Genomic DNA, 26455 nt, shown 5'->3' with positions numbered 1-26455 from the left:
GGCTGGGGCGCGGTGCCTCATGCTGGCGGTCGTACGATGCCCGATTGGTAGGCGAGAGCGACGAGTTGGGCGCGGCTGCGGGCCTTCAGCTTGGTTTCGGTGCGCTGTACGTGGGTGCGTACCGTCAGGGGCTGAGGAAGAGTTGCTCGGCGATCTCGGTGTCCGACTTGCCTTCCCCTACCAGCACCGTGATCTCGCGTTCGCGGGCGGTCAGGGCGGCGAGGTCCCCAGGGGAGGCGCCGGAGCCGGTTTCGGGTGTGGCCAGGAAGCGGGTGATGAGGGAGCGGGTGGCTGCTGGGGATGGCAGCGCGTCCCCCGGCGGCCACGGTGCGGATGCCGTCGAGGAGGGCGTCGGCCGACGCGTCCTTGCCGAGGAAGCCGCTCGCGCCCATCCGCAGCGCGGGCGACGTGCCCGTCGGTTTGAAACGTGGTCAGGACCAGGACGCGGGTGTTCCGCAGGTTCGGGTCGGCGCAGATCGCGCCGGTCGCGGCGAGACCGTCGGTGCCGGGCATTCGGATGTCCACGAGGACGACGTCGGGGCGGTGGGCCCTGGTGAGTGCCACGGCCGTGTCGCCGTCGGCGGCCTCGTCGACCACCTCCATGTCTGTGCAGGAGTCGATCAGGATGCGGAAGGTCGCCCGGAGCAGGGTCTGGTCGTCGGCGAGCAGGACGCGGATGGCCATGAGGGGCTCTTCTCGGACGTCAGGGGTGGACGGGAAGTTCGACGGTCACGGCGAAGCCGCCTCCGGGGCGGTGCCCCGCCTGGCAGGTGCCGCCGACGGAGCGGGCACGTTCCCGCATGCCGACGAGGCCGAACCCGCCGCCGGGTGGCGCCGGGTGGGGCAGGGCGCCGCCGTTGTCGCTGACTGTGAGCGTGAGCCGGTCGTGGGTGTGGACCAGACGGATGTGCGCGGTGTTGGCGGACGTGTGCTTGGCCACGTTGGTGAGGGCCTCCTGCAAGACCGTGGCCTGGAGTTCGCGCAGTGCCGACGAGGTGGTGACGGCGAGTTCGGCGACGATCTCCCCGGCCTGTTGGGGACGGTCGCGCAGCAGGTGCGCAGCGGTGCCGGCCTGGGCGTTGGCCAGGGCCATGTGATGGGCGACGACGTCGTGCAGTTCACGGGCTATGCGGACGCGTTCCTCGGCGACCCGGTGCCGCGCCTCCTCCTCCCGGGTGCGTCCAGCGTGCTCGGCGCGTGCGCGTACGGCGCCGAGATAGGCGCGCCGCGCCCGCACGGCCGAGCCCTGGACGACGGGCAGCACGCTCCAGAAGGCGGTGATGACCACCGTCTCCAGCCACGGCCGCCTGCCGTCGGCGGGGAACAGCGTCGGTAGGGCGACCAGCGCGACGGCGGTCAGCCAGTGGGCACGCGCTGCCCGCTCCGGGGTGCGTGCAGCCGGCTCGTAGAGCGCGACGATGACCGGGAGCAGCAGCAGCGGGGTGATCTCGTGGCCCGCGCCGCCGGAGACACCGGTGCACAGGGCGGTGATGACGACAACGCCTGTGGGATGACGGCGCCGCCACAGCAGGGACAGGCACGCGGCCGTGGCCGTGGCCGTGACCAGCCCGAGCGTTCGGCCGGGCTCGTGGTGTACGTGCTGTCCGGCGGTGGCGACGTACAGCAGCATGAGGAAGGCCGACTCGACGAGGCGGGGATGGCGATCGGCATACCTTCTCAGTCAGTTGGCGTGCATCGTTCCTCCGATGGCGGGTGGCACGGCCAATGATGGGACACAGGGGCGGGCCCGGACCGGTGCGGGCCGTCCATGACCGGCGCGGACGACCCCGAGGGCGCGGTCAGATGCGTACTGCGTCCTGATCGACCGCATTCACCGCGGTCGGGGAAGCGGGAGGCCGGCGGCTGAGGGCCTCGCCCTCCACGCCGACGCGGGGCAACAGCCGGGCCAGAGGGCGGGGCAGCCACCAGGCCGACCGCCCGAGCAGGACGAGGACGGCGGGCACGAACGCCAGCCGGACGACGAAGGCGTCGAACAGTACGGCGGTCGCCTGACCGGAGCCGACCATCGCGAGGTCTCCATCTCTGCTCTCGGGACCTCACCAGCCTGTCCGTCGGCGCCCCTTCCGGTCGTCGTACCAAAGACAGTCGGCCTACCGGCTTCTGAGTACGGGCTCGCCCATGGGGACATCCCCAGGGATGACGTCCAACCCGACACGGCAGCGGGACAATGTGATGCTCTTGGAGGGGCAGCGCTTCCGCCGAACGGTGGGGGCGCGTTCGGCGACGTGCTCCGCGACCGCATCGGCCTCGATGTTCGTCGCCTCCTGAGTGACCACACCCATCAGACGCCTTCCGCACCAGGACCTCACCTCGACCCGGCGAACGTTCAACCGGGCCCGGTCGGTGCCACGAGCACCCGTCGTGCAAGGCGTCGCGGGACTGAAGTCCTGGGGCGATCATCCGCAGAGCTCGCCGCCGTCCCCACCCTGGAGAGGCAGCGCTGAAAGCGTCTCAGTGCCGTAGCTTTCGGATCGGTGCGCTTCGCAGGCACATTGCGCCTGCTCCCGCTCCGAGCACGGCGAGGGTGAGGGCGAGGGCGATCAGCGAGTCCGCAGAGTGCAAAACCCAGGCCCACGGTTGGGGGACGTTGCCTGGTGCCCACCCGGCGGTGGAGAGGGTGACGGGCACCAGTGTGGTTGCCAGTGCTGCGGATCGTCCTCCCAGGAATGCGGCCAGCAGCATCGCCATTCCGATGTAGGCCACCATGTTTCGACCAATGACCATGGCTATTTCTTCGCGGGAAATCAGGTAGGCGAGCCCCGGCGAGAGGGCGGCGAAGGCCGCGCAGGACAGACCTAGTGCTGCGTCCCATCGATTGATGGGGCGTGCCGCGATGCGTTCGCTTTTGACGTCGCCTCTGGAGATGTCGTGCATCAGGACTACTGCTGGTAGGACCGTGATGAGGTGGCCGGAAAGGAACGTTCCCGCCTGCCCCGTGATGGAGGGTACGGGAAGTTCAGCGTCTCCGACGACGAGTCCCGTGATCGCTGTGAATACGGCGGTGACGGCGAATCCGACGATCGAACGGGATTTCAGCCACCAGTTCATTCAGTGGCTCCTGGGGGAGCGAGTTGGGGCTTCGTGGAGCATGAGCTGATGGCTTTCGTGTTCTTCTCGTACCAGTCGATCTGGGCGGCTGGAGGCTGCTTCCGCACGGTCGTTGCGAGGGCCAGAGCGCCCGGTGTGACGTGGCGGGAGGCCATGTCAGCGGGGACGCCAGCGGTGAGGAGCAGCCATGCGGAGACGGGGGCGACGGCAAGAGCGCCCGGGTACTCTTCCTTTGTTGCACATGCGGGTAGGTCGGGGACCAGGCCCGAGACCAACCCGGGTGGCACCCTGGCCGCCTTGTCGTCCGGCAGCAGGCCGAGTTTCGTCTCTCCGCCCTTGGGGCGGGCCGCCATGGTGAAGACCGGGTCGGTGGATATCCCGGCGGCATGAAGTTTGTTGACGACGTTGACTGTCTCGGCGCGTACCTCGGTGCCGTGTTCCATCTCCGGCCAGAGGCATACGGTGATCCCCGACTGGGCCGTGCAGTTCAACTCGTCGGTCGAGCGGTCCACCGTAGGTTCCGCCGACAAGGACGACGCGATGCTGGTCCCGAGGCCCGCGCCGGCGGTAATCAGCGCTGCGGACACCACGAGGGTCGCCACCGGTGTCCGGCGGCCCATCATGATGACGCAGGCGAGGATCACGGGGATGGTGAAGGCCACTGCACTCCACAGGGCCCGGTCGTCGAAGGTGTTGTCGACCGAGCAGCAGTTGCGTAGTCCTCCTCCGACGAGATGCCTGACCCACAAGGGTTCCCAGGACACGGGATACGCGTTGGCGATGAACGCTGCGACGAGGACTGCGGGAACTGACAGGACGGCGGTCCAGCGGCGGCCTATGCAGTAGCCCACGAAGGTGTTGGTCGTGATGAGGAGCAGCACGACGAGCAGCATCCGCAGTTCGGGCAGACCGGCTCCGACGCCCGCGGAGCCGGCGGAGAGGAGCAGGGCGGCCAGGGCGACCAGCATGCCGCCGATGACCACGGGGGCGAGGACGGGCGCAGTGATCCCCACGGCGCTGCGGACGGAGGTCTGGGTGAAGACCCCCCCGCGGGTCAGGCGTGCGCCTTCCCACGCGCCCAGTCCCGCGCAGATGGTGCTGATGAAGGGCAGGGCGTAGGTCGACGTCCCTGTGACGGAAGGCCAGTAGTTGGGAGTGGTCCCTAACGTGATGTCGTTCCCGATCGCGCCGAGGACGAACATCAGAAGGAAGGGTGTGACGTAGGTGGCAGCAGAGGATCGCAGAAGCGCGCGGAGCCGCATGCTCACGCCTCCCCGTGGACAAGTCGCGCGTAGGCTGCTTCCGCCCGCTCGCGTGGACCGGCCACGTGGTCACCAGCAAGGTCGTGGAACTCTGCGGTGGTCCCCTGAAACCGCACTGTCCCTTGGTCCAGGACGACGACTTGCGAGTAGGAGTCGGCAAGGTCTTCGGTCTGATGGGTGGAGACGACCACCTGGACGTCGTTGTGGAGGTTCTCCAACAGACGTCTGAACACTTTCCGTTGGGTGGGGTCGAGCCCGGCTGTCGGTTCGTCCATCAGGACGATCTCACTGCGGTGCGTCAGTGCACCGGCTAATCCCATGCGCCGTCTCTGCCCTCCGGACAGTTTGTTGCTGGGGCGACCTGCCAGGTCAGTGAGGTCGACTCGGCTCAGGGCGTCGGTGGACGCCTTCCATGCCGACGCCCGTGACATGCCCTTCAGCCAACCCGCGTACGCGACTTGCTCTCGGACGGTGGGGCCCGGTATCGCGACGACATCCTGGGGCAGCCATGCAACGGCACGTACGTAGGCGGCTCGTGCCCGACGGTTCGAAGGGCGATTGTCGCGCCACCGGACCTGTCCACGTTTCGGTTGAACATCGGTCGCCGCCAGGGCCATCAGCGTCGACTTCCCGGCTCCGTTCGGGCCCAGGAGAACCGTCGCAGGGTGGTCGAGGGTGAGGCTCAGTCCAGTGAACACGGACGTCTGCCTGTTGTAGCGGAAGTCGATCCTGGTGAACTGCAGTGTCATAGGGGGTGAGACTCACTCTGCTGGCAAAGGGGTTGGAGTGCAGCATCGGCACATGAACAGATGTGAGGATGCGACGGGCCCTGCGGACGGTTCCCGCAAGGCCCATCGCGTCAACCGGTCACTACCACCCGATGTGGGCGGATTCCGCGAAGAAGACTGACCCTCCGCCGAAACCACTCGGCGTGAAGTAGTAGTTTCCCGCTCGGGGTCTCCCCAGGCCCACGTCCGGCAATGCTCGGTCTTCGTGCCGTAGCTGTCGTCGGGAGCGAAGTCGACAACCCTGTAGAGGGTGAAACTGGCGGTGGTGAACTGCCCGTCGGTGCTCCAGCCCACCGGAGCCACTGCCGTGGTTCGTGCGTCGCTGTTGCAGTCGTACCAACGGTTCGACGCATGGCCGACCTGCCAACCCTGGATGCAGCTCCACCGCTCATTCTCGGCATGAGCCGGAACAGCGTTTAAGCACAGCAGTATCAAAGTCCTCAGCGGCGGCGGGGTCCGAGACCGCCGGATGTCGTCGGCCCGGGTTCAGAGCGGTGGCTGTAGCCAGCGCAGCGCCGTGGCGAGATTCACCTCGACGTCATCGCTCCAAGAGCGGACCTCCAGCCATGAGAGGTAGCCGTTTTGCGCGAAGACCAGGACCTCGCCAGGGCACTCGCCGGTTTCGGTGAACAGCTGTACGTCGGCAGCCACAACGGTGCCAAGGCCCGTTGGTGCGGGCTCCACCGCGTCGGCGTCGAGTTCGAAGTAGGCAGTGCCACAACCGCACTCGCAACGGGATCGCACCCTGAGCCGGGGCACCTGCCGCCGGAGGACGACGTGAACGGGCTCGTCCGGGTTGAGGGCGAGGTCAAGCATGTCGGCTACGTCCCCGGGCAAGCTGTCGGTCATGCCGCCACCGTAGCTGGCCAGCAGCTTTGCACTTCGACCAGTTTCGGGTCCGTCGACCCGACGCTCAGGTCCAGGTCCAGGTCCAGGCCGGTGCCGTCGACTGCACCGTCGACGGCTGGATCGCCGACGAGTAGAACCGCTCGACCGGGAAGAACAGCCTCGCCGTCCAGCGAAGGCGTCGCTAGACCGTGTGGCCCCCAAGAAAGCCAGAAAGGCGGCACCGGATTTCTCCGATACCGCCTACGACCCGCGAAAACGCCGGTCGGGACGACAGGATTTGAACCTGCGACCCCTTGACCCCCAGTCAAGTGCGCTACCAAGCTGCGCCACGTCCCGTTGCCCGTCTGACCTGGGGTTTCCCCTGGCTGAACGCGCATGAGAACCATACCGCACTCGCGGCTGTGGTCACGAACGGCTTTCCAGCCGTCACACCCCTCTGGAACGTCCAGCCCATCACGCCCTCCTCCCTCGCAAAGAGGGGTGCCGAAGGCGCCGCGGCGGGCTACCGCGCTTCGAGGTCAGGGGCGGTCTGCACGGCGAGGAGACGGACCTCGCGGTCGTGACTGAGGTGCGCGACCACGTGCCGGACATGCCGCGGTGGGTGGACGCGGACCGGGCCCCTTACGCACGGGTGGGGCAGGGGGACGGACCTTGTGCCGGATGGTCCGGGGCTCGGCGTCGAGGTGGACGAGTCGACCGTCCGGGAGTTGTCGGTGGACGCGCTGGAGCAACAGCGTTGGGCTGCGCGCGGTCCACGGTGTGGGCGGGGCCTCAGAGGAAGCCGTCCTCCCGGCGGTGGATCTCCTCGATGAGTTCCCCCGCCATCGCCTTGATGGACTCCAGGCCGGCGCGCCCCCACGCCCTCGGTTCGGTGTCGCAGACGCAGATCGTGCCGAGGGCCGTGCCGGTGCGGTCGATCAGCGGGGCACCCAGGTAGGAGCGGACCCCGATCTCGTCCACGACCGGGTTCCCGGCGAAGCGCGGGTAGTCGCAGACGTCCTCCAGCACCAGCGCCTTGCGGCGGACCACGACGTGCGGGCAGTAGCCGCGGTCCCGGCCCATGATGCGGTCGGCGGCGCCGGCGGAGGCCGCCGCGGCGGCCGTGGCCCCCAGGTCCCGGCCGCTGTGGGCCCCGGTCGGGGTGTGCAGCCCGGCGAAGAACTGGCGGTTCTCGTCGATGAAGTTGACCAGCGAGTACGGGGCTTCGAAGGCGTCGGCGAGCCGTTTGGCGAAGTCGTCGAAGACGGGGTCGGCGCGGTCCCAGAAGCCGAGCGTGCGCAGCCGCTTGCCCCGTTCGAGGGCTTCCCGGTCGACGGGGGTCAGCAGCAGGTTGTTGGTCGGGTCGTACCTCACGACGGTGCTCCGTGGTTCGGCGCCGGGGCCGGGGTTGCGGCGGTGTTCAGCAGGTGTTGTACGAGCGTGACGAGGGTGCCGATGCCGGAGCTGGCGATCCGGGCGTCGCACAGGACGACGGGCACCCCGGACCTGAGGTCCATGGCCGAACGCACCTCGTCGGGTTCGTAGCGGTAGGCGCCGTCGAACTCGTTGACGGCGATGGCGAACTGGATGCCGCGGGCCTCGAAGAAGTCCACGGCGGAGAAGGAGTCCGCCAGCCGTCGGGTGTCCGCGAGCACGACCGCGCCGAGCGCGCCCTCGCACAGTTCGTCCCACATGAACCAGAACCGCTCCTGGCCGGGGGTGCCGAAGAGATAGAGGACGTGGCGTTCGTCGAGGGTGATCCGGCCGAAGTCCATGGCGACGGTGGTCGTGGTCTTGGCTTCGACGCCGTCGAGGTGGTCGGTCGCCACCCCGGCCTGGGTGAGCAGTTCCTCCGTGCTCAACGGCTCGATCTCGCTGACGGCCCCCACGAAGGTCGTCTTGCCGACCCCGAAGCCGCCCGCGACGAGGATCTTCAAGGCGGTGGGGAACGGATCGACGTTCGCCACCGGCCCGGGCGGTCTGGGCAGACCAGCCGGAGCGGTGGGGTCCGATTCCCGGGGGCCCCCGGGGTCACAGCCGTCGTCGTAAACCATCGAGCACTGCCTCCAGCAGGGGGATGTCGGCGGGGTTGTCGTGGTGGCGCGGCGCCCGGACGGTGACCGCGCCGCACTCCACGAGGTCGGAGAGCAGGACCTTGGTGACGGCCGCGGGCAGGCGCAGATGGGCCGAGACCTCGGCGACCGACACCGGGGCGCGGCAGAGCGAGAGCGCCTGGGCGTGCTCGGGCCCCAGCGGGCTGCGGGGCACCTCGTCGGTGGCCCGCACCAGGGTGAGCAGGTCCAGGGCCGCGGTCGCGCGGGTGCGTCCGCCGCTGACGGTGTACGGGCGGATCAGCCGGCCCGCCGCGTCGTCGAGCAGGGGGCCGTCGAGGGGTACGGGCACGTCACTGTCCCACGGCGCCGGCGACCCCGGCCTGTTTCCTGGCGGGGGTGACGAGGTACGGCCGTACGCTCTTGACCAGCATCGCCATCTCGTAGCCCAGGACGGCGGCGTCGGCCTCGCGGCCCGCGAGCACGGCGAGGCAGGTGCCGGAGCCCGCGGTGGAGACGAACAGCAGCGTGGAGTCCAGTTCCACGACGACCTGGCGCACTTCGCCGCCGTCGCCGAAGCGGGCTCCGGCGCTGCGGCCGAGGGAGTAGAGGCCGGAGGCGAGGGCCGCCATGTGGTCGGCGCTGTCGGGGTCGAGGCCGTGGACGGACTTCACCAAGCCGTCGGAGGAGAGCAGGACCGCGTTCAGGGTGTACGGGACGCGTTGGACCAGACCGCCGAGGAGCCAGTCGAGGTCGGGAACGGAGCCGTTGGGCACGTCGCTCGCCATGGTGCATCTACTCCTTGTTGGTGGTGTCGTGGCGCCGCGGGGCTCCGGGCGCCGCGTCGGGGGCGTGCGAGGTGTGCAACAACTGGGAGGGGTGCGCGGGGTGCGACTGCTCGTACCGCGGGTGGGGTTCGGCGGTCTCGGCCAGTCCGAAGCCGCGTCGGAAGGCGGCCATCAGGCCGGGGTCGTGCACGGCGTGTTCGTCGCTGCGGCGGGGCGGTGGTGGGGTCCGTAGCTGCGGCACGATGTGCTCTTGGACGCGCCGCCTGGGCAGTTGGGGGCGGAGCAGCGCGGTGTCGTCGTCCAGCGGGGGCATCAGGGGTGGTGCCGCACGCTGCGGGACGTACGCGTGAGGGGGCGGCGACGCGTGGGGTTCGGCGGTCTCCTCGGCGCGGGCGCGGTGTCCGGTGCCGGGCAGGGCGGCGGCGGGCGTGGGGCGCACTTGGTGCTCGGTGCGTACGGGCAGCGGGCCACGGGGCTGCGGGGGGCGTGGGGCCGGGCCGGCGTGGGGGACGTCCTCGGGGGCGACGGGGTGCGGGTCGGCACCGACGTCGTGTCCGCCGGTGGGGCCGGTGTCGGCCGGGGCGCCCGGGTGCAGGTGGTGGTGGTCGGCGACCGCGGCGGGGGCGTGCGCGGGGTTGGCGTGCGGGGTGGGTGCCGCGTCCGGTCGGGCGGGTGCGAGGTGGCTCTTGGCCCGGCGGGTGCGTCCGGACTGGGTGGCGGCGATGACGCCGCCGGCCAGTCCCTGGGGGTCGGAGCCCAGGAGGCCCTGCGGCACGACGAGCACGGCCTGCACTCCGCCGTAGATGTTGTTCTGGAGGCGGACGGCGATGCCGTGGCGGCGGGCCAGCGCGGAGACGACGAACAGTCCGATGCGGCCGTCCTGGAGGAGGTGGGCGACGTTCACCTGGTCGGGGTCGGCCAGCAGGGCGTTCATCCGGGCCTGCTCGGCGGCCGGCATCCCGAGGCCGCGGTCCTCGACCTCCACGGCGAGGCCCGCGGTCACGTACTGGGCGCGGAGCAGGACTTGGGTGTGCGGGGCGGAGAACAGGGTGGCGTTCTCGACGAGTTCGGCCAGCAGGTGGATCACGTCGGCGACGGCGTGGCCGCGCAGGGTGCCTTCGATCGGGGGGACCAGCTTGACCCGGGGGTACTGTTCGACCTCCGCGATGGCGGACCTGAGCACTTCGGTCATGGTGACGGGGCGGGACCACTGCCGTCGGGAGACGGCGCCGCCGAGGACCGCGAGGTTCTCCGCGTGGCGGCGGATGCGGGTGGCGAGGTGGTCGACGTGGAAGAGGCCCTTGAGCAGGTCGGGGTCCTCGACCTCGTTCTCCAGGTCGTCCAGGAGCTGGATCTCGCGGTGCACCAGGGACTGGAGCCGGCGAGCAAGGTTGACGAAGACCTCGACCTTCTGTTCGTTGCCGACGCTGGTGGAGAGTCGGGAAGCCTGGACGACGGCGGCGATCGCCGAGTCCTGGAAGCGTCCCAGTTCCCGGGCGAGCCGTTCGAACTCGTCGGCCGGGGGCGGGCCCGCGGTGGCGCGGGCGGTGCGCAACGGCGGCGGTCCGTCGCCGCGGCGGATGCCCTCGACGACGACGGCGAGTTCCGTCCGGTCGCGTTCGGCGCGGCGGCGGAGGCTGGTGGCGCGCTCCAGCACCGCGGTCGCGAGCCGGTCGGCGGCGAGGGCCGCGGCGGCGACGGAGGCGGTTGCCGTGACGGCGTAGGCGGCGAGCACGGCCCACAGGACGCGCGAGGGCTGGTGGCCCGTGGTCTGCACGGTGAAGGCCACCGCCGTCGCACCGCCCAGGGCGGCGGCGAGGGTGGGGAGCACGGCCGCCCGCAGCAGTCGCGGTCTGAGCCGGATGTCGGGTCGCGGCCCGGCGCGGGTGCGGCCCGGCGGCGGCACGGGCCTGCCCGGCTGCCTGCCGTGGCGCCCGCCCTCCCGGCGATCGGGCCGTGCGACGGGTACGCGTGGTTGAGACATCGATGTCCTCGGTGCGTGGGGTCCCAGGGACCGGCGTGCCGCCCTTGGGTACTGCGTGTGATGACCCGGTCCCGCGCGCCGGCCCAACGGCGTTCCACCGTCTACGAGATGACTGCGCTTTGTTGATCACCGGCAACACACGGTAGTCGTCGGACGGTCGGCCGCGGCGGGCAGTTGTGAAACTTGCCTGCCATTCGTCCCGCTCTGGTATGAGGTCTCGTACCCCAGCCCGAATCCGTTCGGGCGCCTCTGGACGGAGCCGCCGGAGCCCTGTGGGAGCGCTGGTTCCCGCGGGTGCGTCGCGGCTTGTCGCGCAGTCCCCCGCACCCCTAGAAGCCAGCCTCCGCCCCGGTCAGCAGGCGGAGTGACAGGGGCAGCGGATCAGGAGCGCGGAAGCCATCGCGCAAGCGCCCCTCCCAGCGCCGCCGCGCTGCCGAAGCCACGGCACGGCCGGAAGGGGCCCACGACCCCGGTCGCGTGCGGCATGGCTTACGCCTCGGTGACGAGGTCCAGTTCGCCGACCGTCGGCCAGGCGGGCCAGCCGGTGGCGGGGGCGCGGGCGATCGCGCGCCACCACGGGTCCACCGCGGGTGTGCAGGCCGGCTCGAACGGCTGGCCGGGCCGGGGCGCGGCCATGGTCACGCCGGCCTTGTGGGTCTCCCACATCGTGAGCTCCCCGGGCTCCGCCCAGGGGTGCGGGGCCAGGTTGAACGTGGCCCAGTGGATCGGCAGCATCACGCCGTGGGACGGGGCGCCGGCCTGGAGGTCGAGGTGGGCGCGGACGCCCTCCTCCGGGGTCATGTGGATGTCGGGCCAGTGCTCGCTGTAGGCGCCGATCTGGATCATGGTGGCGTCGAAGGGGCCACGCTCGGCGCCGATGTCGCGGAAGCCGGGGAAGTATCCGGTGTCACCGCTGTGGAAGACGCGGTGCTCGGGGCCGGCGACGGCCCAGGAGGCCCAGAGCGCGTGCTGCTGGTTGCGCAGGCCGCGGCCGCAGAAGTGCCGGGCGGGCGTCGCGGTCAGCCGTACGCCGGCGACGTCGGTCGACTCGTGCCAGTCCAGCTCACGCAGCTGGTCCGGGGCGACGCCCCAGCGCTCCAGGTGGGCGCCGACTCCGAGGGGGACGGCGAAGACCGTGCCGGTGGTGGCGAGCGCCTTGATGGTGGGCAGGTCCAGGTGGTCGTAGTGGTCGTGCGAGATGACGACGGCGTCCAGCGGGCCGAGCGCGGCGAGCCGCACCGGCACGGGGTGCAACCGCTTGGGTCCGGCGAAGGCGAAGGGGGAGCAGCGCTCGCCCCAGACCGGGTCGAAGAGGAGCCGGCGGCCGTCGATCTCGGTCAGGACGCTGGAGTGGCCCATCCAGGTGAGGCGCAGCCCGCTGGCGGGCGGCTTGGCGAGGTCGGTGCGGACGTCGGGGTGCATGGGCACGGGACCGGTGGGCGCCCGGCGGGCGCGGGACTCCGCGTCGAGGTAGGACCTCGCGATGGCGCCGGTGGATGCGCCGGACGGCCGGGTCCGGGCTCCCACCGGGTTCTGGAAGGAGCCGTCCGCGAAGTTGGGCGAGCGGCGGATGCGCTCCAGCCGTGCACCGGTGGGATCGGCGCCGAAGGCCGGTGGACGCAGGGCGCGCAGCCGGGACCTCGGTGAGTGGGGTGATCCGGCTCCGGTCACGGCACCTCCTGGGGATGGGGGTCTTCTCATTATGGACGGGTGGTACGACAGTGCGGAGTGAGAATCGGCCGCTCGGGCGCCCGCCCCTCAACTGCGGCGGCGCCGCGATCGGCTCAACGCCAGGACGGCGACGGGAGTTCCTGAGCGCGCCCCGCGCATCGACCGCGACCCCGCTCGACCCGCCCCGCCACAGGTCGCGAAGGGGCCGCCACCGGCCCCGCACCCCTGCTGCCGATCGCGTTGACACCGCGTCGACAACCTTCAATACTGAACGACGATTCAGTATGGTGGGGTGCTCGACCGTGCGGTCGCATACGCCAGGCACCCCGACTGCCGGAACCCCCTTTCCGGTCACGTACGGTGGCCGGCACCCTCATCGGCCTCGTGCCCGCCCTCCCAGGAGCCCTCGCCATGACCGCCCCATCGCTGTCGCTCACCTGGACCGACCACGTCACCGGCCGTCAGGGCCATCTGGTCGTCGACCGGCTCGTCCGGGGCGTCGCCAGCGGCGGGCTGCGGATGCGCGAGGGCTGCTCGCTCGCCGAGGTCGCCGGGCTGGCCAGGGGCATGACGATGAAGGAGGCCCTGCACTACAACCCGGACGGGCCCGCCGGGAAGTACATCCCGCTGGGCGGGGCCAAGGGCGGCATCGACTGCGACCCCCGGGACCCGGCCGCGTACGGCGTGCTCGTGCGGTACCTGCGGGCGATGCGCCCGTACGTCGAGGCGGTGTGGACCACCGGCGAAGACCTGGGGCTGACCCAGGACGTGGTCGACCGCGCGGCGGCCGAGGCCGGGCTCGTCTCCACGGTCCAGGCCGTCTACCGGCTGCTCGACGACGAGGGAGCGGCCCGGAGCCGGCTCGCGGCGGCGTTCGCCGTCGAGGTCGACGGCATCGGCCTGGACGAGTTGGTCGGCGGCTGCGGGGTCGCCGAATCGGTGCTCGTCGCGCTGGACCGGGCCGGGGTGCGCCACGAGGGCGCGCGCGCGTGCGTGCAGGGCTTCGGCACCATGGGCGGCGCCACCGCGCGGTTCCTGTCCCGGGCCGGGCTGCGCGTGGTGGCCGTCGCCGACGTGAAGGGCACCGTCTTCAACCCGCGGGGGCTGGACGTCGAAGCGCTGCTCGGGGCCCGGGACGCGTACGGAACCGTCGACCGCGGGGCGCTGCGCCCCGACGACCAGGAGCTGCCGGGCGACGCCTGGCTGTCGACGGACGCCGAGGTGCTGGTGCCCGCCGCGGTCTCGTACGCGATCGACGCCGCCAACCAGGCGTCGATCACCGCCCGGTGGATCGTGGAGGCCGCCAACATGCCGGTGCTGCCCGAGGCGGAGGAGTTGCTCGCGCGGCGCGGTGTGACGGTGCTGCCGGACGTCGTCGTCAACTCGGGGACGAACGCCTGGTGGTGGTGGACCCTCTTCGGCGACGTGGCAGCCGACGCGGACGCGGCCTTCGCGCACACCCGCCGCTCCATGCGCGACCTGGTGGGGCGGATGCTGGCCCGGGCCGAGGCGGACGGCAGCACTCCGCGGGCCGCCGCGCACGCGATCGTCGAGGACCGGCTACCGCGGATAACGGAACGATTCGGCTGGTACGGGTGATCCGCCCGGTTCAGCCGGCGGCGGAAGCGCGGAGACGGCCGTCACAGAGCGGTCAGGACGCCAAGATCCGCTGTGTAGGCTGACGTTGTGGCAAGAGTCCGGTTGAGCGTGGCGGAACGGCGCGAGGAACTGCTGGGGGCGGCGGTCGAGCAGATCGAGCAGCGCGGCGTGGCCGCCGTGCGGATCGCCGACGTGGCCGCGTCGCTTGGGGTGAGCAACGCACTGGTGCTGTACCACTTCTCCACCAAGGAGAAGCTGGTCGCGGCGGCCTTCGCGCATGCCGCGGACGGCGACCTGGCTCATCTTCGCAAGTTGTTGGGGCGGCGCACGTCGGCGCTGCGCCGGCTGCGGGCCGCGGTCCGCTGGTACGCGCCGACCGGCACGGCCAAGGGCTGGCGGCTGTGGATCGAGAGCTGGGCGGTGGCGCTGCGCGACCCGGCGCTGCGCGAGGTCGCCCGCGATCTCGACCAGCAGTGGAAGGCCGCGCTCACCGAGGTCATCGCCGAGGGCGCGGCGAAGGGCGAATTCCCCTGCCCGGACCCCGCGGCGGCGGCCTGGCGGCTCACGGCCTTCCTGGACGGGCTCGCCGTCCAAATGACGTCGTACGCCGGCTCGCTGTCCCGGGCCGCGATGCTGGAGTGGGCCGACGAGGCGCTCGCCCGGGAACTGGGCCTGGAGCGCGCGGCGCTCACCGCGCGCTGAACGCGCCCGCCCTGCCGGCGTCGCCGCGGAGGCCGCACCGGGCTCCCCGGCCCTCGGCCATACTGGGCGACCATGTCCTACGGCTCGCTCTCGCCCCGCGCCCCGCATCCGGCCCCGGAAGACCGCGACGCCCCCATTGACGTGCTGGTGGTCGGGGGCACCGGGGTGGACACCGTGGTCCGCGTCCCGGCGCTGCCGGTCCCGCTCGCCGACTCCGTCGGGGTCGGCCCGATCCGGGAGCACGCCGGCCAGACCGGTGGCTACGTCGCGCTCGGCTGCCGCGCCCTCGGCCGCTCCGTCACCCTGCTGGACCACGTCGGCGACGACGATCCGGGCCGGCTGGTGCGGGAGCGCCTTGCGGCGGGCGGCGTCGACTTCGTGGCGCTGCACTCCCCCACCGGCACGCGTCGGGCGGTGAACCTCGTCGACCCCGCCGGACGTCGGATGTCCTTCTTCGACGCCCGTGACCCCGGCGGCTTGCGGGCGCCGCGCGAGACGTACCTCCCGCTGCTGCGGCGGGCGCGCCACGTCCACCTGACGATCACCGACTTCGCGCGCCACCTCTTCGACGACGTCGAGGAGGCGGGCGTACCCGTCTCGACCGACCTCCACGACTGGAACGGGGTGGACGAGCACCACCGCGAGTTCGCCCTGCGGGCGCAGTACGTCTTCCTCAGCTCCGCCGGCGCCCGCTCCGCGACCGAGGCCGTGATGCGGGAGGTCCTCGGTGCCGGCCGGGCGCGGTCGGTGGTCGCCACCGCGGGCGCTGCCGGCTCGTACCTGCTGACCCGGGACGGGGACGGCACCGTCCTGCCGGTCCCCGCCGTCCCGCCGCCCGCTCCCGTGGTGGACACCAACGGCGCGGGCGATGCGTACGTCAGCGGCTTCCTGCACGGGCTGCTGTCCGGGCGCGCCCCGCAGGAGTGCGCCCGGATGGGGGCGCGGGCCGGGGCGCACGCCTGCACGGGCGAGGGCGGCACCGCCCTGATCGGCCCCGCGGAGATCGAGCGGCCGCTCCCCCGTACCGGCTGACGCCCCCGGGGCGACGGCGCTCAGGTCTGGCGCAGCGGCGCGTACTCCTCGACGTCGAGCCCGAAGGTCCAGGCGACGCCCTCCTTCGCGGTGCGGACGCTCGGCGGCACCCGCAGCCAGTACGTGCGGAAGGTGCCGTCGGGCTCCGCCGTGGAGTTGAGCACCTCGACCATCACGACGTCCTCGTCGCCCTGCAGCGCGATCCGCCACAGCGTGCCGGCCTCGTCCTTGTGCAGCGGCTCGGCACCGGACTCGCCCAGATAGCGCTCGTAGCCGTAGTACTCCAGCATCACGCGGCGCAGTTCCGCGTTCTCCTCGTCGCGTATGCGATCGGCGGTGAGGGTGGACAGGGAGTCCACGAAGTCGGGCGGCACCGGCATGCCGCGCCAGGCGTGCAGCGCGAATCCGTCCGGGTAGGCAAGCGCGGGGCCCGCGCCGCTGTCGAGGCGGCCGGCCTCGTCCCGGTGGAGTTCGCTCGGACGCTCGCAGACGACGGCGACCTTCTCGTACGGCCACCACCAGCCCGCGCGGACGGCGACGCTCGCCAGCCCCTCCAGCTTCGGGCTGCGGCCGTCGAAGGCGGCGAGCCAGGCGGCGTCGTGCTGGCCGAGGACCGCGTCCAGCAGGACCTGACGGACCTCGAACGCGGTGATCGGCTCCGCCCCCGAAGGGGTCTGCTCAGCCTTCGGCTCCCCCGGCCCGTCCTCTTCTTCGGCCGGCGGCGCGAGTTGGTCCACGACACCGGTCCTGATGCGCTCGGCGAGGTCCCGGGTCCCGTCCCAGAGCCGGGCGCCCGTCCCGGCCCACAGCTCCACCCACCCACCGGGCCCCAACTCGTCGTGCACGCGGCGGCGCTCTTCCGCCCAGGGGCGGGTGCGCACCTCCTCCCGTACGGAGGCTCCGGCCTCCGCGCCCAGGGAGCGCACCGTGACCACCGCTTCTCTGGGCGAGGCCGCCCAGAGGATCCGCTCGGGCTCGGCGAGCCCGGCCTTGCGATAGGCCAGGCGAACGCCGTCCTCGGCCGCCGCCCGGTCCGCGGGTCCGGTCGCCGATGCGACGGCCCGCCACTTGTCCGTGTTCGCTGCCTCGTTCGCTGCATTCTGCATGTGATTTCCCCGTCCCCGCTCGCCCGGCCGTGGACCGGGACCGCTGCTCCGTCGTGCCTGTGCTGTGCTGCCCTGTGCTTCGTGCGCCGGGTGCGGCGCGATGTGGTGGTGCCCGGTGCGCGGGCGTCAGTCGGCGACGATCCGGACCGCGCCCGGCACGTACTCGCGCTGGCGTATCACCCGGTACCAACCACGGGGCAGCTCGATGGCCGCGTGCTCCTCGTGGACGACCCGACCGCCCACCGGCAGGTGCATCAGCAGCGGCCCGAACTGACCCTGCTCGCGCACCAGCCGGCCGGGGCTGGGCACCGCGTGCGCATGCCCCGTGACCTCCCCGAGGGCCAGCACCAACCGGCCCCGCCCGTCCCGCGGTTCGCCCTGGACGTCCGCGAAGTGCGCGGGCACCGACTCCTCGGCCACGGGCGCGATCAGTACGTCTCCCTGCCGGTACATGGCTCTCCCCTCGACGGCCGGCGCCGACTGCGCCGAACTGGAAACGACGCTAACGGGAGGGTCTGACAACGCACCGGCGACGACGTCCGCGACGCCCCGCGCGGTGCCCCGCCCCCCGGGTTGTCAGTCGGACTTGGTACAACTTCTGCCAATCGAACCGATCACCAGATCGATCACCCTCCGGTGTCTGGAGCCCTCCATGAGCAATCTGCAGGAGTTTCACGGCCTGCCCGTCTTCGACTTCCCCGAGGCCGGGGAGAAGGCCGAACTGCCGGCCGCCGCCGCGGTCGCCTGGCGGATCGCGGTCGACGGCTACGGGGACTCCGAGGACGAGGAGTGGGAGGACGCGTTCAAGCGCTTCGTCGCCACTGTGGACACCACCGCCGTGCGGGCGTTGGTCGTCGGCGTGTGGAAGGAGGCGTACGACTCCGGTCCGGACAGCCTGATCGCTGCGGTCGCGGGCGCCGGCGAGCGGTTCCCCGCCCTGCGGGCCCTGTTCCTGGGGGACATCTCCTTCGACGAGTGCGAGATCTCCTGGATCAACCAGGGGCACGTGAATCCGCTGTTGGACGCCTTCCCGCTGCTGGAGGAGTTCGGGGTGCGCGGCGGGCAGGCGCTGGTCTTCGAGCCGGTGCGCCACGAGCGGCTGCGGTCCCTGACGGTGGAGACCGGCGGACTGGGCCGCGAGGTGGTCCAGGGCATCGCCTCGAGCGACCTGCCGGCCCTGGAGCACCTGGACCTGTGGCTCGGCACCAGCGAGTACGGCGCGGACGCCGGGATCCAGGAGTTCGAACCGTTCTTCTCCGGAGTGCGGCTGCCGCGGCTGACGCACCTGGCCCTGCGCAACAGCGACATGCAGGACGTGGTCGCCCGGTCCCTGGCGGGCGCGCCCGTCGTGGGCCGGCTGGAGAGCCTCGACCTGTCGATGGGCACCCTCAGCGACGAGGGCGCGGAAGCGCTGCTGAACGGCCAGCCGCTGACCCACCTCAAGAAGCTCAACCTGCACCACCACTACCTGTCGGAGTCCATGGTGGAGCGGATCGCCACCACGCTGGGCGCCAGCGGCGTCGAGGTCGACCTGAGCGAGAGCCTGTTCTCCGAGTGGGACCGCAACAGCGACTGGGACAACCGTTACGTGTCCGTCGGAGAGTGACGCCGTGACCGGGACGGACCACTCCAGCGGCCCGCGGATCGCCGTGGTCGGCCATCCGGGGCACCGCCGCGTGACCATGTTCCAGGACGCGGCGCGCGCCGCCGGGCTGGCCCCGGTGCGGGTGGTGCCCTGGCGCGAGGTCCTGCGCGGCCGTGCGGAGTTCCGCCCCGAGGAGTGGGTGCGGCTCGACTCGCCCGGCGAGGAGCCCGAGGTCGACCGCATGCTGCGGGACGTCGACGACCCGGCCCGCGTGGAGGGCACGGCCCGCTGGTACGAGCGTTTCGTGACCGCCGCGCGCGAGGTGTCCACGGCCGTGGCCGCGGCCGGCGCCGTACCGCTGGACGACCCGGTGGACCTCGCGGTCCTCTTCGACAAGCGGCTCTGCCACGGCGTGCTGCGCACGGCCGGGGTGCCGGTGCCCGATTCGCCGACTTCGGGCAGCGGGGCGCCGGCCGTGCGCGGTTGGGACGACGTGCGTGCGCTGGCCGCCGGGGCCGGCCTGCGCCGGATGTTCGTCAAACCGGCGCACGGCTCCTCCGCGTCCGGCGTGCTCGCCGTGGAGACCGCCGGCGGCGGCCGGGTGCACGCCACGACCTCGGTGGAGCGCGACGCCCGGGGTCGACTCTTCAACTCGCTCCGGGTGCGCTGCTACACCACCGAGCGCGAGGTCGCCGACCTCGTCGACGCCCTCGCGCCGGACGGACTCCACATCGAGCGGTGGCTGCCGAAGGCGTCCCAGCAGGGGCGGGCCACGGACCTCCGGGTCGTCGTCACCGCCGGCCGCGCCACCCACGTGGTGGTGCGCACCAGCCGCCACCCCATGACCAACCTCCACCTCGGCGGCGCCCGCGGCGATCTGGCGGCGGCGCGGGCGGCCGTCGAGGCGGCCGGCGGCGACTGGTCCGGGGCCCTCGACGTCTGCGAGCGGACGGCCCGCTGCTTCCCCGGTTCGCTCCGGGTGGGCGTGGACCTGCTGCCCGTGCGGGGTTGGCGGCGCTTCGCGGTCGGCGAGGCGAACGCCTTCGGGGACCTACTGCCCGGGCTCACCGGACTGCCGGGCAGCGGCGCGGAGGGCCGGGACACGTACGCGGCGCAGATCGCCGCCGTGCGCGAGCGGTGGGCGGCCCGCTCCCCCACGCCCCACGACCGGAACCGACCCCGTCCAGAAGACCAGCGCCGAGTACGGCCGCACGAACGAGGAACCACCCATGACCGCGCCGTTGTCTGACACCGAGACTGAGACCGCCGCGCAGCCGGCACCGGACCCCGGTCCGGCCCCGGCCGCGCCCGCGGACCCGGACATGAACGCGGTCGTCGGCCGCGACGACCTGCTGCTCGTCACCCTGGACACGCTGCGGTACGACGTCGCCGTCGAGTTGGCGGCGGCCGGCCGCCTGCCGAACCTGGCCCGGCACCTGCCCGACGGCCGGTGGCAGGAGCGCCACGCACCGGGCAACTTCACCTACGCGTCCCACCAGGCGATGTTCGCCGGTTTCCTGCCCACCCCGGCCGTCCCCGGGCCGCACCCCCGGTTGTTCGCGGCGCGCTTCGCGGGCAGCGAGACGACCGCCGGCCGCACCTACGTCTTCGACACCCCCGACCTGGTCTCCGCCCTCGCCGCGGAGGGGTACCGCACGGTGTGCATCGGCGGCGTCGGCTTCTTCAACCGGCAGGGGCCGCTCGGTTCGGCGCTGCCCGGCCTGTTCCAGGAGAGCCATTGGGAGCCCGAGTTCTCCGTGGCCTCCCCCACCTCCTTCGAAGACCAGGTGGCGCGCGCCGAGGAGGTGGTGGCCGCACTGCCGCCCGAGCGTCGGCTCTTCCTCTTCGTGAACGTCCCCGCCCTGCACCAGCCCAACTGGTTCCACCTGCCCGGCGCGAGCGCCGACGCCGGCGACTCCCGCGCGACGCACGCCGCCGCGCTGGAGTACGTCGACCGGCACATCGGTCGGCTGTTCGCCGCCGCCGCGAGCCGTCGGCGCTGCTTCGCGATCGTCTGCTCCGACCACGGCACCGCCTACGGCGACGACGGCTACACCGGCCACCGGCTGGGCCACCCGGCCGTGTGGACCGTGCCGTACGCCCACTTCTTCCTGGAGCGGACGGATCCGAAGGAGCGGACGGATCCGAGGGAGCCTTCGGAACCGTCCGCGCCGGCGGCCCCGGCCCGGTCGTCGGCGGCCGCCGCATGAGCGCCCCGGACCGCCCCCGCCCGTACCAGAGCTATGTGTACGCCTACCCCCACAAGACGGCGTACCGTCCCCTCGAAAGCCGCCCCGAGTTGAGCGCGCTGTGGGCGGCGGAGCGCAAGGACGCGCTCGCGCTCTACCTGCACGTGCCGTTCTGCGAGGTGCGCTGCGGCTTCTGCAACCTCTTCACCCGCATCGGCGCGCCCGGGGAGCTGACCACCCGCTACCTGGACGCGCTGGACCGCCAGGCCACCGCCGTGCGGGACGCGCTCGGCGACGACGTCCCGGTGCACTTCGCGGCCGCGGCCTTCGGCGGCGGCACCCCCACCTTCCTGACGGCCGACGAGTTGGACCGGCTGTGCGACATCGCGGAGAAGCGGATGGGGGCCGACCTGTCTGCCGTGCCGCTGTCGGTGGAGACCTCCCCGGCCACCGCGACGGCCGACCGGCTGGCGGTGCTGGCCGAGCGGGGCGCCACCCGCCTCAGCATCGGCGTGCAGAGCTTCGTCGCCGAGGAGGCGAAGGCCGCGGTACGGCCCCAGCGCGGCTCCGACGTGGTCGCCGCGCTCGACCGCATACGGGCCTCGCACGTCCCGGTGCTGAACGTCGACCTGATCTACGGCATCGACGGCCAGACCCCGCGCAGTTGGCGGTACTCCCTGGACGCGGCCATGTCCTGGCAGCCGGAGGAGCTGTACCTCTACCCGCTGTACGTGCGCCCGTTGACCGGGCTCGGCGGTCGGGCCCGCAGCGACGACGACGCCTGGGACGCCCGCCGCCTCGACTTCTACCGGCAGGGTCGGGACCACCTCGTCGCCCACGGCTACGAGCAGGTGTCGATGCGGATGTTCCGGCGCAGCGGATCGCCGGCCGCCGCCTTCGACGACCACGCCTGTCAGACGGACGGAATGATCGGCCTGGGCTGCGGTGCCCGCTCGTACACCTCCCGGCTGCACTATTCGTTCGACTACGCGGTGGCGACGGCCGAGGTCCGCGGCATCATCGACGCGTACACCGCCACCGAGGACTTCACCCGTGCCGAAGTCGGCTACGCGGTGGACGACGACGAGGCGCGCCGCCGCCATCTGTTGCAGTCCCTGCTCCAAGCGGAGGGCATGTCCAGGGCCGCGTACCGCACCCGCTTCGGCGGTGAGGTGGACGACGACTTCGGGCCCGAGTTGGAGCGCTTCGCGCAGCGCGGCTGGCTGGACGCGGCCGCCCCCGCCGACCTGCTCCGGCTGGGCCCCGAGGGCCTGGCGCACTCGGACGCCCTCGGTCCCGAACTGTTCTCCCCCGGCGTGCGCGTCCGCATGGCCGCGTACGAGCCGAAGTGAGGGGGCCTGCGATGGATCTGACCGTGTTGTACCGGGGGCCGCTGGCGTCCTGCGACTACGACTGTCCGTACTGCCCGTTCGCCAAGCGCCGGGACAGCCCGGAGCAGTTGCGTGCGGACCGGGCGGCGCTGGAGCGGTTCGCCGGGTGGGTGGCGGCGCAGTCGCAGGAGCGGCTGTCGGTGCTGTTCACCCCGTGGGGCGAGGGCCTGGTCCGCTCCTGGTACCGGCGGGCGATGGTGGAGCTGTCCCGACTGCCGCACGTGCGGCGGGTCGCCATCCAGACCAATCTGTCCTGCCGCACGGACTGGCTCGCCGACGCCGACCTGGACGCGCTGGCCCTGTGGTGCACGTACCACCCGGGGCAGACGCCGTACGACCGCTTCCTCGCCAAGACTCACGAGTTGGGTCGGCTCGGGGTGCGCTTCAGCGTGGGGATCGTGGGGCTGCCCGAGCACCTGGAGCACGCGCGCCGGCTGCGCGCCGAACTGCCGGACCACGTCTATCTGTGGGTGAACGCGGCGGAGGGGCACGAGTACTCGGACGGGGCGGCGGACCGGTGGACCGCGCTGGACCCGCTGTTCCCGTACAGCCGTCGACCGCACCGCTCGGCCGGCCTGCCGTGTCGCACGGGCGAGTCGGTGGTCTCCGTGGACGGTGCGGGCACGGTGCGCCGCTGTCACTTCGTGCCCGCCGAGTTGGGGAACCTGTACGACGGTTCGTTCCGGGCGGCGCTACGTCCGCGGGCCTGTCCGCTGGCCGTGTGCGACTGCCACATCGGCTACGTGCACCTGGAGTCGCTGCCGCTGTACGACGTGTTCGCCGGCGGCGTGCTGGAGCGGATCCCGGCGCAGCCGGCCGGGTAGTCGGGCGGCCCCGCCGCTGGGATGCGGCGGGGCCGACCCGCTCACGGGGTCATGCGGCCCGGCGGCCGTGGGGCCGCGGCGTCACAGCGGAAGCAGGTCCGGCCGCTTCGCCACGATGTCGTCGCCCGAGCTCTCGCCGCGCAACCGCCGCCCGATCCAGGGCACCAGGTACTCGCGGGCCCAGTGGATGTCGTCGCGCCGTACTTCCAGGGTGCCGCGCACCGGCTGCGGCGGCCACGGCTGGTCGGGGTCGGCCGGTATGTCGAGCCCCAGGACCTGTGCCGCCCGCAGCGCCACCCGGGTGTGTCCCTCGGGCGACAGGTGCAGCCGGTCGGGGTCCCAGGCCCGGCGGTCCTGGACCGACTTGAGCGACCACAGGTCCAGCACCGGGCAGCCGTAGCGGTCGGCGATGGCCCGCACGTGCGCCGTGTAGGTGGCGACCTTGCCGCGCAGGTGCCGCAGCACCGGCACGTCCCGGGTGTCGAACCCGGTGGTCACCATGACCGTGCCGACGGCGGCGGTCAGTTCGGCGACGGCACGTTCGAAGCGCTCCGCCACGTCGTCCGGGTCGCTGCCCGGTCGGATGATGTCGTTGCCCCCGGCGCAGAACGACACCAGGTCCGGGGCGAGTTCCTTCGCCCTCGGCACCTGCTCGGCCACGATCTGGTCGAGGAGCCTGCCGCGCACCGCGAGATTGGCGTACCGGAAGCTGTGTTCCGGTTTGCGGTCGGCCAGCAGGACCGCGAACCTGTCCGCCCAGCCGACGTACGCCCCGTCGGGTCCCGGATCCCCCACGCCCTCGGTGAAGCTGTCACCGATGGCTGCGTACGACCCGAATCCACCCTTGTCATCTGTTCTCGAATCGTCTGCCACAAGAACTCATCTTCGCCCTACAGATGTGACCTACGCGACCGTAGGGAGGGGTTGACGCGCAGTGATTTATCACACCGGGGATGGCGAGGTGATGGGGAATACGCCGGATCCCCCACGGAGCGGGGGGCTCCGTGGGGGATCCGGGTGGGCCGGGTCAGCGGCCGGTGGCACGAGGCGTCGGGATCAGAGCGAGACGCCGTGGCTGCGCAGGTGGGCGACCGGGTCGATGTCCGAGCCGTACGACGGGCCGGTGCGGACCTCCAGGTGCAGGTGCGGCCCGCTGGAGTTGCCGGTGGAGCCGACCTGGCCGATGGACTGCCCGCCGGTCACGCTCTGCCCGGCGGAGACGGCGAGCGAGGAGAGGTGGGCGTACTGGGAGTAGGTGCCGTCGGTGTGCTTGATGACGACCTCGTTGCCGTACGCACCGTTGTAGCCGGCGGAGACGACGGTGCCGGGGCCGATGGAGCGGACGCCGGTGCCGGTGGGCGCGGCGAAGTCGACGCCGGTGTGGTACCCGCTGGACCACGCCGCGCCGGAGGCGCGGTACGAGGTGGAGACCTGGGCGTTGGCGAGCGGGGCGGCCCAGCCGCTGCTGGTGCCGGCGGACGAGTCGGAGGACGCGGCGGGCGCGTCGTTGCCGCCGGTCGCCTTCTTGGCGGCCGGGGCGGCGGGCGCGGCCTTCGGCTCGGCCTTCTTCTCGACCTTGTCGCTCTCGACCGGCTTCTCGACCGGCTTCTCCGCCTTCTTCTCGGCGGGCTTCTCGGCCGACTTCTCGGCGGGCTTCTCCGCCTTCGCGCCGATGGTGAGCTTGAGGCCGGGGTGGATCAGCGAGGGGTTCTCGCCGACGGCCTGACGGTTGTCCTGGTAGAGCTGCTGCCAGCCGCCGTCGAGCCGGTGCTCGTCGGCGATCTTGGACAGGTGGTCACCGATGACCACGACGTACGTGGTCGACGCGGCGGCGGCCTTGTCGGCGGCCGGGGCGGCGGCGGCCGAGACCGGGGCGACGACGGGGGCCGCGGGAGCGGCCTGCTCGGCGGCGTGGGCGCCGGTGGCGCCCATCAGCGGAAGGGCGATGGCGGCGCCACCGGTGCCGGCGGCGACGAATCCACGGGTGAAGGCCGTCGACTTGGGACGGCGGTGCTTGCCCGGTGCGGACATGGTGCTGTTCCTCTCCGACGCCTGCGAGGTGAGCTGTCGGGTTCGAGCTGGAGATGCCCGGCCGCGCGCTGGGCGCGACTTCACCCCGAGCCGTCCGGAGTCCGGACCGGCGTACTACCTGGGTCCCCCGCTCCTGCCACAGGTGGGTGGGTGATGATCCGGGCGGCGGCAGGATGAGGCGGTCCGTCCGGAGTGCCGTGACCGTAAACCGGCCACATCGCCAGGAACAAGCCATGACCGCGCACGCCCGGACCGCGTGGATCATCGCGCCGCCGACGGGCGGTCACCCTCCGTGGACGCCGCCCCGCCAACTCCCGCCCGGTCGCCGCATCCCCCGCCCGCGCGCCCGCCACACAACGTCACCATTGTGATCCTGCTCATGAGCGACACCCATCTCCCCCTTAGCCAGGGCACGTTATACCGAAGAGCTCATTACCCCACCAATACGGACAGAAGCTACTTTTTCTTGCTGCTCGGCAACGTTGGAGCTGGATGGCCGTCGCATCCAGGTCTCCGGTCCGGCCCGTGGCCGGCCCGTGGCCGCTCGACACGGCACCCCGCCGGCGGCGACGTCCGCGCAGCGGGCAACCGTCCGTCGCACGGACGAGGGGAAGCGGACGGTCGGGCCGCTGACGATGATTGCCCCAGGTACCGATGTCGTATCGTCGGGAACACGCCACAGTCGGCGACGAGCGCCGGCGGCAGCGACTTCCTCCAGGAGCCTTCGTGACGCAGCAGGTGCCGCAGGTCCCGTCGACCGAACCCCAACTGGCCGGGGTCCGCAACTTCCGCGACGTCGGCGGGCTCCCGACCGCGGACGGGCGGAGCGTGGCGCCCGGTCGGCTCTTCCGCAGCGGGCACCTGGCCCACGCGACGGACGAGGACGCGTCGTTCCTGGCCTCGCTCGGCCTGCACACGATCTTCGACTTCCGCAACGCGGCGGACATCCGCCTCGAAGGGCCGGACGTCTCGCTGCCGGGCGTGCGGAACGTGAACCTGCCGCTGAGCGACCCCGCCGACGGGGCCGAGTTCTGGCAGATGGTCCGCGCCGGCGACCTCGCCCAGCTCCGCGCCCTGCTGGGCGACGGCCAGGCGGCGAACCGGATGATCGCCTCGTACCGCGTGATCATCACCGAGCGCACGGCCGAGCACAGCAAGGTGCTGCACGCCCTCGCCGAGGACAGCGTGCCGGCGCTGATGCACTGTGCGGCGGGCAAGGACCGCGCGGGTCTGTCGATCGCGGTGGCGCTGCTGGCGGTCGGTGTGGAGCGGGACGCCGTCGAGGCCGACTACCTCAAGTCCAACGACCCGCACCGCCGCTATCTGGTACGCCGCGCCGAGGGCGCGCCCGCGGGGATGTCCGCGGAGGTCATGGAGCTGCTGAACCCGCTCTTCGACGCCCGGGCGGAGTACCTGCACACCGCGTTCGACGCCATCGAGCAGACCTGGGGCGGGATCGAGCGCTACCTCGCCGACGGCCTCGGCCTCACCCCCGAGACGCGCGAGCGGCTGCGGGCGCGTCTCGTGGAGGGGGACGGGGCCGCCTGACGCCGGC

24 protein-coding genes, 1 tRNA gene, 2 pseudogenes and 1 riboswitch are annotated in these 26455 nt (G+C 72.2%); of the genes and pseudogenes, 9 read left to right on the top strand and 18 right to left on the bottom strand.

The features are described from left to right. Positions 1-17: 17 nt before the first annotated feature. From ACH4E8_RS21930 to ACH4E8_RS21865, 14 genes and pseudogenes are all read right to left on the bottom strand, one after another. A pseudogene (locus ACH4E8_RS21930) lies at positions 18-684 on the bottom strand (response regulator). A gap of 19 nt (positions 685-703) precedes the next feature. Beyond that, a complete protein-coding gene (locus ACH4E8_RS21925) occupies positions 704-1630 on the bottom strand; it encodes a sensor histidine kinase (RefSeq protein ID WP_398450638.1) in 927 nt (308 codons plus the stop codon). 169 nt (positions 1631-1799) lie between these two features. Next, positions 1800-2033, bottom strand: a pseudogene (locus tag ACH4E8_RS21920) (MMPL family transporter); the annotation flags it as partial. Between the two features lie 439 nt (positions 2034-2472). Beyond that, the gene (locus ACH4E8_RS21915; RefSeq protein ID WP_398450636.1) at positions 2473-3069 is read right to left on the bottom strand and encodes a hypothetical protein; all 597 of its coding nucleotides are present in this window, start codon (positions 3067-3069) and stop codon (positions 2473-2475) included. Beyond that, a complete protein-coding gene (locus tag ACH4E8_RS21910; RefSeq protein WP_398450634.1) occupies positions 3066-4337 on the bottom strand; it encodes a hypothetical protein in 1272 nt (423 codons plus the stop codon). Before ACH4E8_RS21910 ends, ACH4E8_RS21915 begins: the two co-directional genes overlap by 4 nt. Further along, positions 4334-5080 carry an ATP-binding cassette domain-containing protein gene (locus ACH4E8_RS21905; RefSeq protein WP_398450632.1) on the bottom strand — a complete coding sequence of 249 codons (747 nt, stop codon included), beginning with the start codon at positions 5078-5080 and terminating at the stop codon, positions 4334-4336. The genes ACH4E8_RS21910 and ACH4E8_RS21905 overlap by 4 nt, the downstream gene beginning before the upstream one ends. A gap of 525 nt (positions 5081-5605) precedes the next feature. Beyond that, positions 5606-5968 (bottom strand): hypothetical protein, encoded by a 363-nt coding sequence (locus ACH4E8_RS21900; protein ID WP_398450630.1) that lies wholly within the window; start codon positions 5966-5968, stop codon positions 5606-5608. A gap of 262 nt (positions 5969-6230) precedes the next feature. Continuing rightward, positions 6231-6304 (bottom strand) — tRNA-Pro (locus ACH4E8_RS21895). Positions 6305-6739: 435 nt separating this feature from the next. Beyond that, positions 6740-7321, bottom strand: coding sequence for a GAF domain-containing protein (locus tag ACH4E8_RS21890; RefSeq protein WP_398450628.1), 582 nt, complete (start codon positions 7319-7321; stop codon positions 6740-6742). Next, on the bottom strand, positions 7318-8001 hold the full coding sequence (locus tag ACH4E8_RS21885; protein WP_398450626.1) for a GTP-binding protein: 684 nt from the start codon (positions 7999-8001) through the stop codon (positions 7318-7320). The genes ACH4E8_RS21890 and ACH4E8_RS21885 overlap by 4 nt, the downstream gene beginning before the upstream one ends. Beyond that, the gene (locus ACH4E8_RS21880) at positions 7979-8350 is read right to left on the bottom strand and encodes a DUF742 domain-containing protein (RefSeq protein ID WP_398450624.1); all 372 of its coding nucleotides are present in this window, start codon (positions 8348-8350) and stop codon (positions 7979-7981) included. Before ACH4E8_RS21880 ends, ACH4E8_RS21885 begins: the two co-directional genes overlap by 23 nt. A gap of 1 nt (position 8351) precedes the next feature. Continuing rightward, on the bottom strand, positions 8352-8786 hold the full coding sequence (locus tag ACH4E8_RS21875; RefSeq protein WP_361533332.1) for a roadblock/LC7 domain-containing protein: 435 nt from the start codon (positions 8784-8786) through the stop codon (positions 8352-8354). A 7-nt stretch (positions 8787-8793) separates the two neighbouring features. Further along, positions 8794-10770 (bottom strand): ATP-binding protein, encoded by a 1977-nt coding sequence (locus ACH4E8_RS21870; protein ID WP_398450622.1) that lies wholly within the window; start codon positions 10768-10770, stop codon positions 8794-8796. Between the two features lie 489 nt (positions 10771-11259). Further along, entirely contained in the window at positions 11260-12441 is a 1182-nt protein-coding gene (locus ACH4E8_RS21865; RefSeq protein WP_398450620.1) for an MBL fold metallo-hydrolase, read from the bottom strand. A gap of 411 nt (positions 12442-12852) precedes the next feature. Here ACH4E8_RS21865 and ACH4E8_RS21860 point away from each other — a divergent pair, with 411 nt between their 5' ends. The 3 genes from ACH4E8_RS21860 (at position 12853) to ACH4E8_RS21850 (ending at position 15774) form a co-directional block, all read left to right on the top strand. Then, on the top strand, positions 12853-14040 hold the full coding sequence (locus ACH4E8_RS21860) for a Glu/Leu/Phe/Val dehydrogenase dimerization domain-containing protein (protein ID WP_398450618.1): 1188 nt from the start codon (positions 12853-12855) through the stop codon (positions 14038-14040). Between the two features lie 87 nt (positions 14041-14127). Beyond that, positions 14128-14742 carry a TetR/AcrR family transcriptional regulator gene (locus ACH4E8_RS21855; protein ID WP_398450616.1) on the top strand — a complete coding sequence of 205 codons (615 nt, stop codon included), beginning with the start codon at positions 14128-14130 and terminating at the stop codon, positions 14740-14742. Between the two features lie 72 nt (positions 14743-14814). Continuing rightward, complete coding sequence (locus ACH4E8_RS21850) at positions 14815-15774, top strand: carbohydrate kinase family protein (RefSeq protein ID WP_398450614.1); 960 nt, start codon at positions 14815-14817, stop codon at positions 15772-15774. A 20-nt stretch (positions 15775-15794) separates the two neighbouring features. On the opposite strand, the gene ACH4E8_RS21845 is transcribed toward ACH4E8_RS21850, so the two are convergent. Then, positions 15795-16880, bottom strand: coding sequence for a DUF6745 domain-containing protein (locus tag ACH4E8_RS21845; RefSeq protein ID WP_398450612.1), 1086 nt, complete (start codon positions 16878-16880; stop codon positions 15795-15797). 126 nt (positions 16881-17006) lie between these two features. Next, positions 17007-17333 (bottom strand): hypothetical protein, encoded by a 327-nt coding sequence (locus tag ACH4E8_RS21840; RefSeq protein ID WP_398450610.1) that lies wholly within the window; start codon positions 17331-17333, stop codon positions 17007-17009. A gap of 199 nt (positions 17334-17532) precedes the next feature. Between ACH4E8_RS21840 and ACH4E8_RS21835 the strand changes: the two genes are divergently transcribed. The 5 genes from ACH4E8_RS21835 to ACH4E8_RS21815 all read left to right on the top strand — a co-directional run bounded on the left by ACH4E8_RS21835 (position 17533) and on the right by ACH4E8_RS21815 (position 22869). Continuing rightward, positions 17533-18486, top strand: a complete 954-nt coding sequence (locus ACH4E8_RS21835; protein ID WP_398450608.1) for an STM4015 family protein — start codon at positions 17533-17535, stop codon at positions 18484-18486. Positions 18487-18562: 76 nt separating this feature from the next. After that, positions 18563-19714 carry an STM4014 family protein gene (locus tag ACH4E8_RS21830; RefSeq protein ID WP_398450803.1) on the top strand — a complete coding sequence of 384 codons (1152 nt, stop codon included), beginning with the start codon at positions 18563-18565 and terminating at the stop codon, positions 19712-19714. Between the two features lie 73 nt (positions 19715-19787). Next, positions 19788-20675, top strand: coding sequence for an STM4013/SEN3800 family hydrolase (locus ACH4E8_RS21825; protein WP_398450802.1), 888 nt, complete (start codon positions 19788-19790; stop codon positions 20673-20675). Further along, on the top strand, positions 20672-22006 hold the full coding sequence (locus tag ACH4E8_RS21820; RefSeq protein WP_398450606.1) for an STM4012 family radical SAM protein: 1335 nt from the start codon (positions 20672-20674) through the stop codon (positions 22004-22006). Before ACH4E8_RS21825 ends, ACH4E8_RS21820 begins: the two co-directional genes overlap by 4 nt. An 11-nt stretch (positions 22007-22017) precedes the next feature. Beyond that, positions 22018-22869: an STM4011 family radical SAM protein gene (locus ACH4E8_RS21815; RefSeq protein WP_398450604.1), complete on the top strand. Its 852-nt coding sequence runs from the start codon at positions 22018-22020 to the stop codon at positions 22867-22869. Positions 22870-22950: 81 nt separating this feature from the next. On the opposite strand, the gene ACH4E8_RS21810 is transcribed toward ACH4E8_RS21815, so the two are convergent. Both ACH4E8_RS21810 and ACH4E8_RS21805 read right to left on the bottom strand, forming a co-directional pair. Next, the gene (locus tag ACH4E8_RS21810; RefSeq protein WP_398450602.1) at positions 22951-23742 is read right to left on the bottom strand and encodes an SGNH/GDSL hydrolase family protein; all 792 of its coding nucleotides are present in this window, start codon (positions 23740-23742) and stop codon (positions 22951-22953) included. Positions 23743-23925: 183 nt separating this feature from the next. Further along, entirely contained in the window at positions 23926-24900 is a 975-nt protein-coding gene (locus ACH4E8_RS21805) for a peptidoglycan DD-metalloendopeptidase family protein (RefSeq protein ID WP_398450601.1), read from the bottom strand. A 5-nt stretch (positions 24901-24905) separates the two neighbouring features. Continuing rightward, positions 24906-25059, bottom strand: a riboswitch (cyclic di-AMP (ydaO/yuaA leader). Positions 25060-25626: 567 nt separating this feature from the next. Between ACH4E8_RS21805 and ACH4E8_RS21800 the strand changes: the two genes are divergently transcribed. After that, positions 25627-26448 (top strand): tyrosine-protein phosphatase, encoded by an 822-nt coding sequence (locus tag ACH4E8_RS21800; protein ID WP_398450599.1) that lies wholly within the window; start codon positions 25627-25629, stop codon positions 26446-26448. Positions 26449-26455 lie beyond the last annotated feature (7 nt).

Source organism: Streptomyces sp. NPDC017979 (assembly GCF_044328175.1).
In the GTDB taxonomy this organism is placed as follows: Bacteria; Actinomycetota; Actinomycetes; order Streptomycetales; family Streptomycetaceae; genus Streptomyces.
Note: the sequence above shows the minus strand (reverse complement) of the source record. Positions and strands in the feature narration are given on the sequence as shown.